The following is a 16,479-nucleotide window of genomic DNA, read 5'->3' as shown; positions in this document are numbered from 1 at the left end:
GTAGGCGCAGTCAAGCCCCGGCGAAAGCAGTTGGGGGAACAATCCTGCCACTTCGTCGCTTTTGTTATCGTGTCCGATGTCGGCCGCCGCGATCCACTGGAGAATGAAATGGAACCGCTGTTCTACGTCATGGCCATCATGGGCTGCGGTGACGGCAATGTGAACTGCACCGAGGCGCGGGTGATCCCGGTGCGCTACGAGACGATGGCGCAGTGCCGTGCGGCGCTCCCCGACCAGCTGGCACAGAACACCGACGTTCCGTATCCCATGATCGGCGCAAACTGCCGTGCGCAAGGCCAGTTGATGGCGAAGGCCGGCAAGGCCAAATCACAGGGCTGACCCCCGTATTGTCATTCCCGCGAAGGCGGGAACCCATACTGGCAAACGGCTCGATCCACCGACACGGCATAGATTATGGATCCCCGCCTTCGCGAGGATGACGATACTTAAGTCCTAGGTCGCGTCCACAACCGAGTATCCCGCTTAGTCCGCGGATACAGCGTATCCCGCCGCGCCGCCTCTCGCGCTGCGGTCAGGATAAACCCCAGCTTCTGCATCCCCGACGTCGTCACCCGGTGATCCCACGCATGCTCCCCCCGAGCCGCCACGGTCCGCCCGATCGCGCCGTATATCCCCGCCGCCGACAACACCGCCCAAGCCGAGCGGAACGACAGCGCCGGCGTCCCCTCCCGCGCGCTAGCCTCGAACGCCGCCGCCCGATCCGCCATCCGCTTCGTCAACACCGCCAGCCGTGAGCGAAACGGCGGCTTCATGTGCTGCCCCGGCGGAAAGTCCATTTCGACCAGCCACTCCTCGGGCAGGTAGCATCGCCCTACGCGGTCATCCTCCTCGACATCGCGTGCGATATTGGCGAGCTGGAACGCCATCCCCAGGTCGCAGGCGCGGTCGAGCGTGTCCTCGTCCTCGGGATCGACGCCCATAGCCACCGCCATCATGCACCCGACGACACCGGCGACATGGTAGCAATATTTGTAGAGATCGTTCTCCGACCGCGGCCGCCACTCGCGCGCATCCAGCGCGAATCCCTCGATCAGGTCGCGCGCGAACCGCTTCGGCAGCCGGGTCTCGGCGGCGAAGATCCGCAGCGCATCGAACGCCGGCTCGCCGACGACTTCACCCGCCAGCGCCTGCTCGGTCATGGCCGACAGCGAGACGAGCCGGGCCGGGGCGTCCTCGACCACGGTCATCCCGTGCCCATGATCCTGCCCATCGGCGATATCATCACACCGACGGCACCACGCGTACAATAGCCAAGCCCGCTCGCGCGTCGGCCTGTCGAACAACAGGCTGGCAGCGGCAAAGCTCTTCGACCCACGCGAGATCGACTCATGCGCGGTCGCGACGATCGCCTCGCGCGAGGGGAGGGGGTGGGTCACGTCATCACCTCGCACGCCACCACCGTTACATGCACCACCCCGGCGAAGGCCGGGGCCCAGTTGGGGGACATCAATTGGCTGGCGCTGCGCGTCGTTACTGCAACCTTCCCAACTGGGCCCCGGCCTCCGCCGGGGTGGCGGCGAACGTTGGGATGGCGGCTGGTGCTGGAGGGGGCCGTCAAACTCACAAATCGGCCGCGTTCATCCGCACGATCGGCTGCGTCGGCACGTGGCGCCCCATCCGGTCGAGCAGCACGTCCAGCGTATCCGCCACGATCAACAGATCCCGGTGTTGCGGACGCAGAAAGCCGACCTCGCCCATCTTCTCCCAGAACGCGATCAGGTGATCATAATACCCAGCGGTATTCAGCAGCCCGACCGGATCCGCATGATAGCCAAGCTGCGCCCAGCTCAACGCTTCCCATAGCTCGTCCATCGTCCCCGTCCCGCCTGGGATCGTCACGAACCCATCGGAAAGATCGGTAAACATCTGCTTGCGCTGATGCATGCCGCTGACGACGTGCAACTCGGTCAGCCCCCGATGCGCAACCTCCGCATCGACCAAGGCCTGAGGAATGACCCCGATAACCTCGCCGCCGCCTTCAAGCGCCCCATCCGCAATCGCGCCCATCAGCCCGGTCCGACCGCCGCCATAGACGAGGCCAATCCCCCGCTCGGCAAAGGCGCGTCCGAGCGCCCGAGCGCCTTCGATATAGGTGGGATCAGCCGGCGTCGCCGACCCGCAATACACAGCAAGTCTCTTCATCCCGCACCGCTAGGGGAAGCGCGCGGGGTGTCGCAAGAGAAGAATGGGTTCACGCGAAGGCGCAAAGGCGCGAAGATGTCTTTCCCGTCGCAAAGCGATCTACACACCACAAACCGCGAAAACGGACCGTGCAGCATGGCGCGATGCTCTTCACAAAAATCTCAGCGCCTTCGCGCCTTCGCGTGAACAAAGCCCTTACTTCTCGCCTTCCAACATCAACCGAGCCGTAGCCTTCGCGCTCCCGACAACCCCCGGAATGCCCGCACCCGGATGCGTGCCAGCCCCCACGAAGTACAAATTCGGAATATGCTCGTCGCGGTTGTGCACTCGGAAATACGCGCTCTGCGTCAACACCGGCTCCAGCGAGAACGCGCTACCCAGATGCGCATTCAGATCCTCCGCGAAATCCTTCGGCGCATACGAGAACTTCGTCACGATCCGCTCGTGGATATCCGGGATCAACCGCCGCCCGATCTCGTCGAGGATGCGCTTCTCCAGGATCGGCCCGATCTCGTCCCAATCCACCGGGAATTTCCCGAGATGCGGCACCGGCGCCAACGCATAGAAGGTCGAATGCCCCTCCGGCGCCAGCGAAGGATCGGTCACGGTCGGATGATGCAGGTACAGCGAGAAATCTTCCGACAGCACGCCGTGATCGTAGATGTCCTCGAGCAGCCCCTTATAGCGCGGCCCGAACAGGATCATGTGGTGCGGGATGCCGGGCCAGGTGCCCTTTATCCCGAAATGCACCACGAACAGCGACGGCGAATATTTCTTCCGCTCAAGCGACCCGGTCTTGCGCTTAGCGCTGCGCGACGTCGCCAGCAGGTCGCGATAGGTGTGCATGATGTCGCTGTTCGCCGCGATTGCATCCGCCTGACCCGACCAACCGCTTGCGCAGGTCACGCCAGTCGCACGGTCCCCGAGAGTCTCGATCGACGTCACCGGATCGTCGAGCCGCAGCACGCCGCCCAGCCGCTCGAACTGAGTCACCAGCGCCGCCACCAGCCGGTTGGTCCCGCCGCGCGCGAACCATACCCCGCCGTCACGCTCCAGCTTGTGGATCAGCGCATAGATCGCGCTCGTCGTCATCGGATTGCCGCCGACCAGAAGCGTGTGGAAGCTCAACGCCTCGCGCAGCTTCTCCGACTTCACGAAGCTCGACACGATCGAGTAGACCGACCGCCACGCCTGGTATTTCGCCAGCGCCGGCGCCGCCTTGATCATCGACCCGAAGTCGAGGAACGCGACATGGCCGAGCTTCTCATAGCCCTCGTGGAAGACCCCCGCCGAATATTGCAGGAACTTCTCGTACCCCGCCCAGTCGCCGGGGTGCAGTTTCTCGATCTCGGCGCGCATCTGCACGTCGTCGTTGGTATAGTCGAAATTCGTCCCGTCTGGCCAGTTCAGGCGGTAGAACGGCAGCACCGGATCGAGCGTCACGTCCTCGCTCATGTCGCGTCCGGTCAGCGCCCACAGCTCGCGCAGGCAGTCCGGATCGGTGATGACCGTCGGCCCCGCATCGAACGTGAACCCGTCGCGCTCCCAGAAATACCCGCGGCCACCCGGCTTGTCGCGGCTCTCGACGATCGTCGTCTGCACGCCCGCCGATTGCAGCCGGATCGCGAGCGCCAGCCCGCCGAAACCTGCGCCGATGACTATTGCGGTCTTCATGATGACATACTGCCTGCGATGGCGCGGACGGCGCGCACGATGGGGACGGGGGGCTTGCCGGTCAGAACGCGCGCCTTGTCGGAAAGCGTCGAGCGGCCGGCATAGAAACGGCCGATGAGCGATGGGGAGAGGCGGTAGAAGCGCTCGAGGATGCGGTAGCGTTCCTCCGGCTCGGCGGCGCGGAACAACATCGTGTCGAGCATCCGATAGAACCCGCGCGACTTCCACGTCGCCCGCGCCATCGCGTGCGTCGCATCGTGGAGTTTCGCGCCCGAAAAATCGCTGAGCCCTGCAAGCATAGCAGCGGTCCGCACCGCGTCAGGCAGCGAGTACCCCGTCGTCGGGTGAAACATCCCCGCGCGCATCCCGGCCTTCGCCACCCGAGCACCGCCCGACCGCCAATACGCCTCGAAATCGCCGCCCATCGCGACCGGCAACACGCCGGACTCTTCGCGAACGACGCGCTCTACGTCCCAGCCGCGCCCGGCGACATACTCGTCAATCCGCGCACCTAGCACCGGAATATCGAGATCGGGCGTGTCGCTATAATAGGTGTCCTCGACGAACATCCGATCCGCGGCGAACGGCAGGCAATAGACGAACCGATACCCGTCGATCTGCGGAATGGTCGCGTCCATCACCATCGGCCGCGGGCTTTCGTGCGGCACGCTCAACGCCAGTTCGCGCCCGAGAAACTTCTGCCACGCGAGATCGAGCAGCGACAAATCGCCCGCCCCCCGCGCGTCGATCACGCCGGTCGCCTCGATCCGGTCACCATCCGCCAGCACCACCGCGGTCGCACTAGCTCCCGACACTTTCCGCCCGAGCATCAGCGCATGCGTCGGCAGCACGCGGCGGACTTCGCGGTCGAGCCGCGTGCTCTCGATCGAATAATAGGTCGCATCGATCGTCCGTTCGTGCGCCGGGAAGCGCACGTCGTATCCGCGCCACGCATGCACCACGAGCGGTGCGACGATCCACCGATCGCCTTGCGCCACGTCGCTGCCGAAGAACGACCAGAGATGATTGCCGCCGACGACTGGCGCAGCGTCGATCAGCCGCACGTCCAACGCCGGATGCTTTGCTTTCAGCGCTAGCGCGATCATCCCGCCGGCCAAACCCGCGCCAACGATCGCAACGTCGCAGGAGATCGTCGATGCCATGCCTCCGACTAGCGCAAAGCGGGGGACACGAAAACAACCTTTCCGAACCAATCGCCCGCGAAGACAACCTGCGTTGCCGGGGGTGGGGCAGGGCTCACGTCCAATCCTCCCCCGCCAGGGGGAGGTGGCTGGCCCTAGCCAGACGGAGGGGGAGGAAAGGGAAGCCTCCGTTCCGCATCCGCCCCCTCCGTCACCTCCGGCAACACCTCCCCCTGGCGGGGGAGGATCGAGGAGTTGAGGAAAACGGCTTCAGCGCTGAGGGAAGGAGGAAAGCCCAAGCTGCTCCCCTCCCTGGAAGGGAGGGGCTGGGGGTGGGTCGGTTTCCGCAAACCGGAACGCCAGTGGCTCAAGCTGGCCGACCCACCCCCGACCCCTCCCTTCCAGGGAGGGGAGAGTGCGCGGCGACAGATACCCTTCCACCAAGATCGCTCTTAGACAGCACGAATGCCCACATCCGCCCCCACGCTAACCACCGACCGGCTAACCCTGACCGCCCACGCCGCCACAGACCTCGAAGACTGCGCCGCGATGTGGACCGACCCGCGCGTCTACACGACGATCGGCGGCCAGCCCCGATCGCGCGAGGACGTCTGGATCCGCCTCCTCCGCTCGATCGGCCAATGGACGCTGTTCGGCTACGGCAGCTGGATCGCCCGCGAGACTGCCACAGGCCACCTCATCGGCGAACTCGGCCTCATCGAAGCCCGCAGAGCCATCGACCCCCCGATCGACGCCACCCCCGAAGTCGGCTGGACGCTAACCGGCGACGCGCAAGGCAAGGGCTACGCCTCCGAAGCGCTCGCCGCGATCCTCGCCTGGACCGACGCGCGCATCCCCGCGACGACCTGCATCATAGACCCCGCCAACGCCCCCTCGATCCGTCTCGCGGAACGGCTAGGCTACCGCCTCCGCATCACGGGGACCTACCGAGACGCGCCGATCCTGATCTTCGACCGAGCCGCGGCGTCGTAAAGACCCGGCGCTATTTCTGCGCAGTAACCACCGGATTTTGCGCCGACGCGATCGGCATGGGATCGCCCGCCCGGTCGTAGAACGCCATCAACACCAGCCCCAGCGCCAATATACTCCCCGCGATCACGTAGATCAGGCTCTTGTGATCCCTGCCGGAATGGGCGCTGGTATTCGTGCCGGTATCCCCGCGCGCGGCGTTTTGATGTGCCATGCATCTCTCTCCGTATTGGCAGGTCGTCCTGCTCTGGAGAGGGAGGCTATCAGGTTTCGCCGCACTGCATAGAGGCTATCGCAACCGCACGAACGTGCCGGGACTACACCGCCCGACCTACGCCAATCCCGGCGCGATCGGCCAGTAGGTCGCATACCGCTCATGCGCCACGCGGAAATACGGCACCATCCGCACCGGCTGCCGGTCCGCCGCGAGGATCGTGAACTCCAGCGGCCGGTCCCCCGCGCGCATCTTCTCTGCGATCGTATCGGGATCGCCCGCCAGAGTCGGCGGCGTGAACGGCGCGGCATTATATTCGCCATATTTGCGCTCGTTGACGATGATGTCCGATCCCGGCGCCAGCCCCTCGCGCCCTAAGCTGCCCGCCATCACCAGCGGCCCGTAAGTGAACGCGACGATATCCGGTGCGGCCGGCGACCGCTCGACCCCGGCGCGCATATCCAGCCGCAACTCCACCGTATCGCCGTCGCGCCACCCCCGCGCCAATTCCAGATACCGGCCCGGACCGGTCGACCGCACCGCCTCGACCCCGTTCACCAGCACCACCGCGGTCCGGCTCCACCCCGGATGGCGCAGCTTCAGCGTCAGCTCGGCCGGCCGCTTCAACGTCCAGCGCAGCGTCGTCGTCGCCGCATCGGGGAACGCCGTCACCTGCGTCAGCACCGCGTCCTTGTCCTTCCAGCGCACGGCGGAGGGCACGAACAAATTCACGTACAGCGCGCGGTCGTCGTGGAAATAGATCGAGTCGCGGTATTTGACGTGGTTCTCCATCCCCGTGCCGGTGCAGCACCAGAACGAGTTCTCGGGCGTGTGATACAGCTTCATGTAGCCCGGCCGCGCACCCTGGAAGTACGTCGCCATGCCGCTATCCGGGTCCTGCGACGCGAGGATCCCGTTATACAGCGTCCGCTCGTAATAATCGGCATAGCCCGCCTGCGGATCGTGCAGGAACAGCGCCCGCGTCAGCTTCAGCATGTTGTGCTGGCAACACGTCTCCGATCCCTTCGCCGACAGGACATGCTCGGCGAAATCGGCGACCGGAAAGAAATGCTCGTTGTCGCCGTGCCCGCCGGTCGCGAACGACCGCGTCAGCGCCACCGTTTTCCAGAAGAATTCGGACGCATCGCGGTATTCGGGCTTCCCCGTCACCTCCCACACCCGCTGGAAACCGATGATCTTCGGCACCTGCGTATTGGCATGCAGCCCGTCGAGATGGTCGCGGCTCTTGGCCAGCGGCGCGAGGATCGCCTTGTGCGAGAACCGCTCCGCCATCGTCCGATACTCGGCGGTCCCGGTCATCGTGTAGAGGTCGGCGAACACCTCGTTCATGCCGCCATGCTCGGTATCCAGCATGGTCTCGAACTGCGCGTCGCTCAGCGGACGGCTCGCGACCACCGCCCAGTCGGCCAGCCGCAGCAGCACCGCACGCGCCGTATCGCTGTCCGCCAGCAGCGTTGCATCGCGCAGGCCCGCATACACCTTGTGCAGCGTGTACCACGGCACGCCGGTGATCGGATCGCCGCGCAGATGCGCCGCCACCAGCGCCGGCCCATCCGGGAACGCACAGACCAGCCCGGTCCCCGACGCCGCCTGGCACGCCGCCAGTTCGCGCGCGATATGGTCGATCCGCGCCTTGAACCGCCGGTCGCCGGTCGATCGATAGGCGAGCGCACACGCCGACAGATAATGACCCAGCGTATGCCCGTGGCAGTTGATGTCGGCCCACAGCGGATCCGATTCCCAGCCGCCGTAGACCGGTGCTTTCGGCGCCAGCCCGGCATTCACCCGGAAATTGTGGAGCATCCGGTCGGGTTGCAGCGCGAGCAGATACGCCTCGGTTTTGCGCTGCGCATGCAGGAACGGCCCCTCGCCAAGCGTGACGTCGGCCAGGTCGAACGCCTGCAATGTCGCGGTCGGCACCGTCACGGGCACCACCTCTGGCGGCACGAACGCAAACGCCTGCGAACCGATCGACAGCGAGCCCACGGTCAGAGCACCGGTCGCGACACCCGTCAGGAATTTCCGGCGGGATTGGCCCCCGCGGCACAGCTCGACCATAACGACACCCTCTTATGCTCTCATTATTTGTCTGAGTAGCAGGCGTGTCGTGCCGGCGAAAGAGGCAGAGGGTCAGGGTACCCGGTGCGCACACACATAGCTGGCGAACCGGGACACGAGCCGCGTGGTCTGCATCGCACCCATCGTCGCCGAGGTCTGGCACGCCAGCCCGTCGCGGTGGGCGCAACGCCGGTCCGCGGTATTGATGGCAGCCAACCGCGCGCGGTCCAGCCTCGACAGGTTCCGCTCGAACCCGTCCTGGAGATAATCTAGGTCGCCGGGGGTAATCGTCCGTACATGGCGTGCCGGGCACTGCCTATCGGTACGCCGCCCCAGCGCCTCGAACCCTGCACGGGTCGCGGGGGGCATACCGGAATACCCGGTTACGGTCAGGATCAACGCGAGCAGAACCATCGACGACTCCATCATGTTGTAATCGCTCGACACTATCATGTGCCTACAACGACGTCTCGCGGCCTCCTGATCGAGGCGATCCGATCGAGCCAATCACGGCGCTGTGGTAATTTCGCTACTGGTGCGGTTGATTCCGATCAACATCGGCGCGCCGGGTCTGGTACTGACGATCACGACGGCTATGGGGTAACGCATCGCATGACGTGGGGAGGTTTTCCCCCGGTTCATGTGGCGGGGCGCATGGGGCGGCTGGCTGATCACGGCGAGCCATCATCGGCGACATCACGAACGACACGGGTGCAACTATGGCCTCTATTTCCGCTTTTGGGATCGGCTCTGCGGCACCGACAAGCAACGCGGCGATCTTGCCGGCGCGCATGCGAAAGCGGCTGTTCGTAGTCGCGGCCGCAACGACGTGGGCGATGCTGTCGGCGGCGGCGCCCGTCACGCGGCTCGATGTCCAGGTCGACAATCTCCGCTCGTCAAAGGGGATGATCCGGATCTGCCTCACCGCGGACCCCGATAATTTTCCCGCCTGCGTCGACGATGCCAAGGCACTGACGCGGACGCTGCCCGCCAGTGTCCACGCCACCAGCTTTTCGGGCCTGCCACAGCGCGGCTACGCGCTCGCGATCATCCATGACGAGAACAGCAATGCGAAGCTCGATACGATCGCGGGCATCCCGCGCGAGGGCTATGGGTTCTCGCGCAATGCCGCCGTCCGCTTCGGTCCGCCGCGTTTCGATGCCGCCCGGTTCATGCTTGCCGGTGATGCCGAAATGCAACAGGTAAAAATGCGTTACATCTTCTGACCGATCGCAGCGGACCGAAAACGGTTTTACCGCGTTGCGACGTGGAACCTTTTTCTCCGGAGCATTTCCTTGCGCGCATTCACCCTTCTCATGTCTGCCGCAATCGCGGTGCTGGCAACCGCCACCCCGGCGCTCGCCCAGACCGATCCGAACCCGTCGCCAACGATCACCGACCCGCGCGACAACAACCGTATCACCATAGCGGTCGGTGCGGTGTCGATGCCCGATTACGAGGGTGCGGACAGCAATTCCTTCACCCCCGCCGGCGCCATCGTCGGCACGGTGCGCGGGCATGACTTCTTCCTCCGCGGCACACAGCTCTATTTCAACCTGATCCCGAACACGGGCGAGGTCGGTATTAACTACGAAGTCGGCGTCATCGGCGGTATCCGCCGCGATCGCACCGGCGACATCGACAACCGCCAGGTCCGCGCACTCGGCAAGATCGATACCGCGTACGAGCTCGGCGGCTATGTCGGCATCGGCAAGACCGGCGTCATCACCAGCGACTACGACACGATCACCGCGCGCGTCGCGTATGTCCACGACGTCTCGGGCACCTATGACAGCTACGTCATCACCCCGCAGGTGAACTACACCACGCCGCTGTCGGTCCGTACGCTCGTCTCGCTCGGCGTGTCGGCGGATTATGCCGGCAAGGGCTTCGGCCGCACCTATGCTGCCGTGACGCCGATCGGCTCGCTGAACAGCGGCCTGCGCACCTACGACATCAACGACAGCGGCTTCCGTCGCGCGAACGCCTCACTGTTCGTCGTGCAGAGCCTCTCGGGCGATCTGCGCCACGGCTTCGGCGTCGGCGCAGGCGTCCTCTACGGTCGCATGCTCGGCAAGTATAAGAACACCCCGATCGTCGCCGACGTCGGTGATGCGGACCAGTGGCTCTACGCCCTCGGCCTGACCTACACGTTCTAAGCTATCGATTTCGGCGGATCCGGCTCGGCCCGATCCGCCGAACGCGTTACCTTTTCTCTCTCTCTCCGGTAGGGAGAGAAAAGAGGGCCTGCCGGGCGTTTTCCGGGAGGACCAGGGAAAGGTGAAGCCGGCATCCAGCCGCCACCAAAACCCCAATCATCGCAAGCAGGTAAGCCTCTCTGCCGGGTCGTGAAATTTATTTCATCGCACCCCCTTGAACCGTGCATCCATTCTTCATGCGCGTACGTTCCTCCCCACGGACGGCTTTTTTTATGTCCGTAATTGAGCGCGTTACGAGCGGGATTCGAGCAATCGACCCGATCGGGGCATGCCCCGTTGCGCGACTGCCGCAGAGCATTTCGACGTCCGCAACAGCAAGGGGAGGACCCTGATATGACCGAGAGCGTGCACCTGATCGAAGCCCTCGATGCGCGAGTGGAACGCCGCAGCGAGCGACGTGAATTCTTCAAGACCGCGCTGGGCGCCGCTGCGATGACCGCAGCCGGTGCGACCGCGCTGTCCTTCTCCACGTCGGCGTCGGCACAGACGATCACCGATGCGGACGTCCTGAACTTCGCACTCAACCTCGAATATCTCGAGGCGCAGTTCTATTCCTACGCCGCCTACGGCACCGGCCTCGACAACAGCCTGCTCAGCGGTACCAGCACGCAGGGTGCGGTTCGCGGTGGCCGTCAGGTCAACTTCACCGATCCGATCGTCCGCCAGTACGCACGTGAGATCGCGCAGGACGAGATCGCGCACGTCAAGTTTCTCCGCACCGCACTCGGCACCGCCGCCGTCGCGCAGCCGGTGATCGACGTCAGCGTCTCGCCGACCAGCGCGTTCTCGCTCGCGGCCCAGGCTGCTGGCCTCGTCCCCGCCGGCACCGCGTTCGATCCCTATGCATCGGACGAAGCGTTCCTGCTCGGTGCGTTCATCTTCGAAGACGTCGGCGTGACCGCATACAAGGGCGCTGCCCCGCTGCTCACCAGCAAGGCCTATCTCGAAGCCGCTGCCGGCCTGCTCGCGGTCGAGGCGTATCACGCCGCGATCGTCCGCACGACGCTGTACGGCAAGGGCATCGCGACCCCGTCGCTGCGCCAGTCGGCCGACGCGATCTCGAACGCACGCGACAGCCTCGACGGTACGACCGATCTCGATCAGGGCATCTCGCCCATCTCGCAGACGCCGATCAACCTGAGCACGACGCAGGCCGCGGTCACCGCGTCGAACATCGTTCCGCTCGATGCGAACGGCGTCGCCTTCAGCCGCTCGGCCAGCCAGGTGCTCAACATCGTGTACCTCAACAAGGGTGCGGCGTCGGCAGGCGGGTTCTACCCGAACGGCATGAACGGCAACATCAAGACGAGCATCGCGGCAAGCTGATCGGTCGTCCGATCACCCGCTCTTCTTCGATATTCAGGGGATTAACCCAATGACCGATCTCAATACCAAGCTGGAAATATTCGACGCGATCGCCAGCCGTCGCAACGAACGTCGTAACTTCCTGCGCTTTGCCGGCGGTTCCGCGCTCGCCATCGGCGGCGCCACGCTGCTCTCGGCATGCGGCAGCGACGATTCCGATCTCGCACCGACCCCGACTCCGGGACCGGCGCCGGTTGCGGCACTGAACGACGCCGACGTGCTCAACGTCGCACTGAACCTCGAATATCTCGAAGCGCAGTTCTACGCCTTCGCGGCATTCGGTGTCGGCCTCAACGCCAACATGCTGACCGGCATCGGTACGCAGGGTGCCGTCACCGGCGGCGCACAGGTGCCGTTCCAGGATACCGTCGTCCGTGAATACGCGCGCGAAATCGCGATCGACGAAGTCGCACACGTCGCCTTCCTGCGCTCGGCGCTCGGCAGCGCCGCCGTCGCCCAGCCTGCGATCGACATCTCGGTCGGCACGGCTGCCGCTCCGGGTGCGTTCACCGCGGCCGCCCGCGCGGCTGGCGTCATCGGTGCAACGGGTGTGTTCAACCCCTATGCCGACGACAACAGCTTCCTGCTCGGCGCGTACATCTTCGAAGACGTCGGTGTGTCGGCCTATAAGGGCGCAGCACCGCTGATCGCCAACAAGACCTATCTCGAGGCCGCCGCCGGCATCCTCGCGGCAGAGGCGTATCACGCAGGCCTGATCCGCACGATCCTGTATCGCAAGGGTCTGCAGACTCCGAACCCGATCCCGTCGCTCATCACCGCCGCCAACCAGATCAGCGACGCGCGCGACAGCCTCGACGGCACCGTCACCAACGCGACGACCGGCGTGATCGGCGACGACGACCAGGGCATCACCGGGTCGGATCCGACGATCTCGAACATCGTGCCCACCGATGCGAACGGCCTGGCCTACAGCCGCTCGGTCGCTCAGGTGCACAACATCGTCTACCTGACGCCCACTGCAAAGATCGGCGGCGGCTTCTTCCCCAACGGGACCAACAACCGCCTCGACTCGCTGCGGACCAGCGGCGCCAACGCGTGATCGCGATCACTGCCTGAAACTGAAACCTTGGGCCGCGGCGAGCAATGGGAGCGCCGCGGCCCTCGTTTGGGGAACGACCATGACCAACTTCACGAAGCTCACCATGCTCGCCGGTCTCGCGACCGCGGGCATTTTCGCTGTCCCGGCCGCCGCGCAGGACATGACCACCGACACCAAGCCGTTCTCGGGCGTCTATATCGGCGCGGCCGGCGGCTATGACGTCCAGGGCAACGACGTCGGCTCGTCGATCCTGTTCGACCGCAACAACGACGGCAATTTTAGCGACAGCGTCAACACCATCACCGGCGCCAACGCCTTCTCGCCGGGCTTCTGCAACGGCTCCGCCCGCACCGCGGTGCCCGCTTATGGTTGCCGCAACGACGACGACGGCTGGTCGTATTACGGCCGCGCGGGCTTCGACGTGCAGCGCGGTCCGTTCGTGGTCGGCATCGTCGGCGAATTCGGCAAGTCCGAGATCACCGACAGCGTCGCCGCCTTCTCGACCACGCCCGCCAGCTACACGATGGCACGCAAGCTGAAGTGGGAAGGCTCGGCCCGCCTCCGCGCCGGTCTCGCCGCGCGCAACACGCTGTTCTACGCCACCGGCGGCGCCGGCTATGCCAAGATCGACAATCTGTTCTTCACCACCAACACCGCCAACGCGTTCGCAGCCACCGGTTCGGACAAGAAGTGGGGCTATGTCGGTGGCGGCGGCATCGAGCAGAAGCTGACCAAGAACATCTCGATCGGCATGGAATACACCTACCACCAGTACAAGGATGACGACGCACGCGTCCTCGTCACCGCTGGCAGCGCGATCACCGGCAGCCCGGTCTTGCTCGCGAACAACCCGTTCGTGCTCGCCCCCAACACCGCCGGCACGGCCTTCCGCCGCAGCGACGACCAGTTCCGCTGGCACTCGCTGCGCGGCACGGTGAGCTTCCGGTTCTGAGGCGAAGGGCGGCCTGCACCAAGCTGGTGCATGACTCGCCCAAGCCCGGCAAGCGCAGCAAAGCACGCCACAAGGCGTAGCTCAGCTACGACTGACGGCGCGCGGAGTGACAGAAAAGGCCGTTGCCCCAACCCGGGCAGCGGCCTTTTCTTTATGTGCTCGATCCTCCCCCGCCAGGGGGAGGTGGCACCGAAGGTGACGGAGGGGGAGGGCCACGCAACAGCGGTGATCCCTTACCGCCCCTTCGTCTGGCAAGTGCCAGCCACCTCCCCCTGGCGGGGGAGGATCGCTAAAGCTTCCGATCGCCCTGAGCGAAGTCGAAGGTCAAGCCCCAAGCCCAAACGTCTCGCCCCCGCACCCCAAGCCCCCCCAAATTCCCCATTGCACCCCACCCCAACCCCCCTATGCTCACCCCACCCCGGGGGAGCGCTAATCCGCGCTTGAGAGGAAGGCAGGAGCCTTCGACCCGCTGAACCTGATCCGGTTGATACCGGCGGAGGGAGGGAGCGGTCGCCACAGAACCGTAAGCCTTGCTCCGAGACCCGTAGGAGCAAGCGCATGGCCGTCACGCAAAAGACCACCGACATCGGCGTAACCACCGGCCCGATCCGAGGCTCGCGCAAAATCCACGTCGCGGTCCCCTCCAGCCCGGAAGTCCGCGTCGCCATGCGCGAGATCATCCTCGACCCGAGCTGCTCCGAACCCCCGTTACGCGTCTACGACACCAGCGGCCCCTACACCGACCCCCGCGCGACGATCGACATCAACGCCGGCCTCCCCCAGCTCCGCCGCGCCTGGATCGAAGCCAGAGGCGACGTCGAATCCTACGAAGCCCGAGAACTCCGCCCCGAAGACAACGGCTATCTTGCCGCCAGCCGGCTCGGTTCAGACCGCACCGCCCAAGCGGCATCGCAGGGCGGCAACAAAGACTCCGGCGTCCCCCAATTCCCCGCCACCATCAAGCGCCCCCTCCGCGCGCGCGCCGGCCACAACGTCAGCCAGATGCACTACGCCCGCCGCGGCATCATCACCCCAGAAATGGAATACGTCGCCACCCGAGAAAACCTCGGCCGAGCCATGCTGAAAGACTACAAGCGAGACGGCGAAAGCTTCGGCGCGCAGATCCCCGACTTCGTAACCCCCGAATTCGTCCGCGACGAGATCGCCCGCGGTCGCGCGATCATCCCCAACAACATCAACCACCCCGAATCCGAACCGATGGCGATCGGCCGCAACTTCCTCGTCAAGATCAACGCCAACATCGGCAACTCCGCGGTTGCCAGCAACGTCGCCGCCGAAGTCGACAAGCTCGTCTGGTCGATCCGCTGGGGCGCGGACACGGTGATGGACCTCAGCACCGGCCGCAACATCCACGACACCCGCGAATGGATCCTGCGCAACTCGCCAGTCCCGATCGGCACCGTGCCCATCTACCAGGCGCTCGAAAAGGTCGGCGGCGTCGCCGAGGACCTCACCTGGGAGATCTTCCGCGACACGCTCATCGAGCAGGCCGAACAGGGCGTCGATTACTTCACGATCCACGCCGGCGTGCGCCTCGCCTACATCCCGATGACCGCGAAACGCGTCACCGGCATCGTCTCGCGCGGCGGCTCGATCATGGCGAAATGGTGCCTCAGCCACCACAAGGAGAGCTTCCTCTACGAGCGCTTCGACGAGATCACCGAGATCATGAAGGCGTACGACATCGCCTACAGCCTCGGCGACGGCCTGCGCCCCGGCAGCATCGCCGACGCCAACGACGAAGCGCAGTTCAGCGAACTCTACACGCTCGGCGAACTCACCCACCGCGCGTGGAAGAGCGACGTCCAGGTCATGATCGAAGGCCCCGGCCACGTGCCGATGCACAAGATCAAGGAGAACATGGACAAGCAACTCGAGGTCTGCGGCGAAGCACCCTTCTACACGCTAGGACCACTCACCACGGACATAGCCCCCGGCTACGACCACATCACCAGCGGCATCGGCGCCGCGATGATCGGCTGGTACGGCACCGCGATGCTCTGCTACGTCACGCCCAAGGAGCACCTGGGCCTCCCCGACCGCGACGACGTCAAGGTTGGCGTAGTCACCTACAAACTAGCCGCCCACGCTGCCGACCTCGCCAAAGGCCACCCCGCCGCCCAGATGCGCGACGACGCGCTAAGCCGCGCAAGGTTCGAGTTCCGCTGGAGAGACCAGTTCAACCTCTCCCTCGACCCCGACACCGCCGAACACTACCACGACCAGACGCTGCCAGCCGAAGGCGCCAAGACCGCCCACTTCTGCTCGATGTGCGGCCCGAAATTCTGCTCGATGAAGATCACGCAGGAGGTGCGCGACTTCGCGGCGAAACAGAACGCACCGGCTGACACGTTCCTGTCCGCGGGGGTTACCGTGAAGGCCGATGATTCCCGCGCACTCTTTGCCAAGGGCGCGACGCATGCCGATGCGGAGAAGGGCATGGCCGCGATGAGTGAGGTGTTTAAGGAGCGCGGTGGCGAGATTTATCTTCCAGCGTCGGAGTAGCGATCATTCTCTTGATTAAAAAGTTTGTTATCATAAGCTGCCCGAAAAAGGGGCATTTTGATGGCATTGTCGAGTTCCTGGGTCCAGGCGGCGAA

At 65.1% G+C, this 16,479-nt stretch carries 15 protein-coding genes, 1 pseudogene and 1 riboswitch; of the genes and pseudogenes, 9 read left to right on the top strand and 7 right to left on the bottom strand.

Annotated elements, in window-relative coordinates; translation table 11 throughout:
- Positions 1-69 precede the first annotated feature (69 nt).
- Positions 70-339 carry a hypothetical protein gene (locus AC59GX_RS10405; protein WP_426283080.1) on the top strand — a complete coding sequence of 90 codons (270 nt, stop codon included), beginning with the start codon at positions 70-72 and terminating at the stop codon, positions 337-339.
- A gap of 107 nt (positions 340-446) precedes the next feature.
- Here AC59GX_RS10405 and AC59GX_RS10400 read toward each other — a convergent pair whose 3' ends face one another.
- The 4 genes from AC59GX_RS10400 to crtY all read right to left on the bottom strand — a co-directional run bounded on the left by AC59GX_RS10400 (position 447) and on the right by crtY (position 5,000).
- Entirely contained in the window at positions 447-1,397 is a 951-nt protein-coding gene (locus AC59GX_RS10400; protein WP_426283081.1) for a phytoene/squalene synthase family protein, read from the bottom strand.
- Between the two features lie 184 nt (positions 1,398-1,581).
- Positions 1,582-2,163 (bottom strand): LOG family protein, encoded by a 582-nt coding sequence (locus tag AC59GX_RS10395; RefSeq protein ID WP_426283082.1) that lies wholly within the window; start codon positions 2,161-2,163, stop codon positions 1,582-1,584.
- A 195-nt stretch (positions 2,164-2,358) separates the two neighbouring features.
- Entirely contained in the window at positions 2,359-3,837 is a 1,479-nt protein-coding gene (locus AC59GX_RS10390; protein ID WP_426283083.1) for a phytoene desaturase, read from the bottom strand.
- Entirely contained in the window at positions 3,834-5,000 is a 1,167-nt protein-coding gene (gene crtY, locus AC59GX_RS10385; protein ID WP_426283084.1) for a lycopene beta-cyclase CrtY, read from the bottom strand. Before crtY ends, AC59GX_RS10390 begins: the two co-directional genes overlap by 4 nt.
- Before the next feature lie 444 nt (positions 5,001-5,444).
- Here crtY and AC59GX_RS10380 point away from each other — a divergent pair, with 444 nt between their 5' ends.
- Entirely contained in the window at positions 5,445-5,972 is a 528-nt protein-coding gene (locus AC59GX_RS10380; RefSeq protein WP_426283085.1) for a GNAT family N-acetyltransferase, read from the top strand.
- 10 nt (positions 5,973-5,982) lie between these two features.
- Here the strand turns inward: AC59GX_RS10380 and AC59GX_RS10375 are convergent, their stop codons facing one another.
- The 3 genes from AC59GX_RS10375 to AC59GX_RS10365 form a co-directional block, all read right to left on the bottom strand.
- Entirely contained in the window at positions 5,983-6,183 is a 201-nt protein-coding gene (locus tag AC59GX_RS10375) for a hypothetical protein (RefSeq protein WP_426283086.1), read from the bottom strand.
- A gap of 117 nt (positions 6,184-6,300) precedes the next feature.
- Positions 6,301-8,262, bottom strand: coding sequence for a glycoside hydrolase family 127 protein (locus tag AC59GX_RS10370; protein ID WP_426283088.1), 1,962 nt, complete (start codon positions 8,260-8,262; stop codon positions 6,301-6,303).
- A gap of 72 nt (positions 8,263-8,334) precedes the next feature.
- Positions 8,335-8,715 (bottom strand): hypothetical protein, encoded by a 381-nt coding sequence (locus tag AC59GX_RS10365; protein ID WP_426283089.1) that lies wholly within the window; start codon positions 8,713-8,715, stop codon positions 8,335-8,337.
- Positions 8,716-8,773: 58 nt separating this feature from the next.
- On the opposite strand from AC59GX_RS10365, the pseudogene AC59GX_RS10360 reads away from it, so the two are divergent.
- From AC59GX_RS10360 to thiC, 7 genes and pseudogenes are all read left to right on the top strand, one after another.
- A pseudogene (locus tag AC59GX_RS10360) lies at positions 8,774-9,202 on the top strand (sterol desaturase family protein); the annotation flags it as partial.
- On the top strand, positions 9,099-9,488 hold the full coding sequence (locus AC59GX_RS10355; RefSeq protein ID WP_133020451.1) for a DUF2141 domain-containing protein: 390 nt from the start codon (positions 9,099-9,101) through the stop codon (positions 9,486-9,488). The pseudogene AC59GX_RS10360 and the gene AC59GX_RS10355, both read left to right, overlap by 104 nt.
- Positions 9,489-9,578: 90 nt before the next feature.
- Entirely contained in the window at positions 9,579-10,421 is an 843-nt protein-coding gene (locus AC59GX_RS10350; protein ID WP_107954165.1) for a MipA/OmpV family protein, read from the top strand.
- Positions 10,422-10,814: 393 nt separating this feature from the next.
- A complete protein-coding gene (locus tag AC59GX_RS10345) occupies positions 10,815-11,807 on the top strand; it encodes a ferritin-like domain-containing protein (protein ID WP_056064415.1) in 993 nt (330 codons plus the stop codon).
- A gap of 49 nt (positions 11,808-11,856) precedes the next feature.
- Positions 11,857-12,906 carry a ferritin-like domain-containing protein gene (locus AC59GX_RS10340; protein WP_333961058.1) on the top strand — a complete coding sequence of 350 codons (1,050 nt, stop codon included), beginning with the start codon at positions 11,857-11,859 and terminating at the stop codon, positions 12,904-12,906.
- Positions 12,907-12,985: 79 nt separating this feature from the next.
- Positions 12,986-13,858 (top strand): outer membrane protein, encoded by an 873-nt coding sequence (locus AC59GX_RS10335; protein ID WP_056487675.1) that lies wholly within the window; start codon positions 12,986-12,988, stop codon positions 13,856-13,858.
- A 409-nt stretch (positions 13,859-14,267) separates the two neighbouring features.
- A riboswitch (TPP riboswitch) is annotated at positions 14,268-14,377 on the top strand.
- Between the two features lie 39 nt (positions 14,378-14,416).
- Positions 14,417-16,384, top strand: coding sequence for a phosphomethylpyrimidine synthase ThiC (thiC, locus tag AC59GX_RS10330; protein WP_426283090.1), 1,968 nt, complete (start codon positions 14,417-14,419; stop codon positions 16,382-16,384).
- Positions 16,385-16,479 lie beyond the last annotated feature (95 nt).

The organism is Sphingomonas sp. 320_CC (assembly GCF_059691795.1).
The sequence above is the reverse complement of the archived record's forward strand: the minus strand, read 5'-3'. Positions and strand labels throughout refer to the sequence as shown.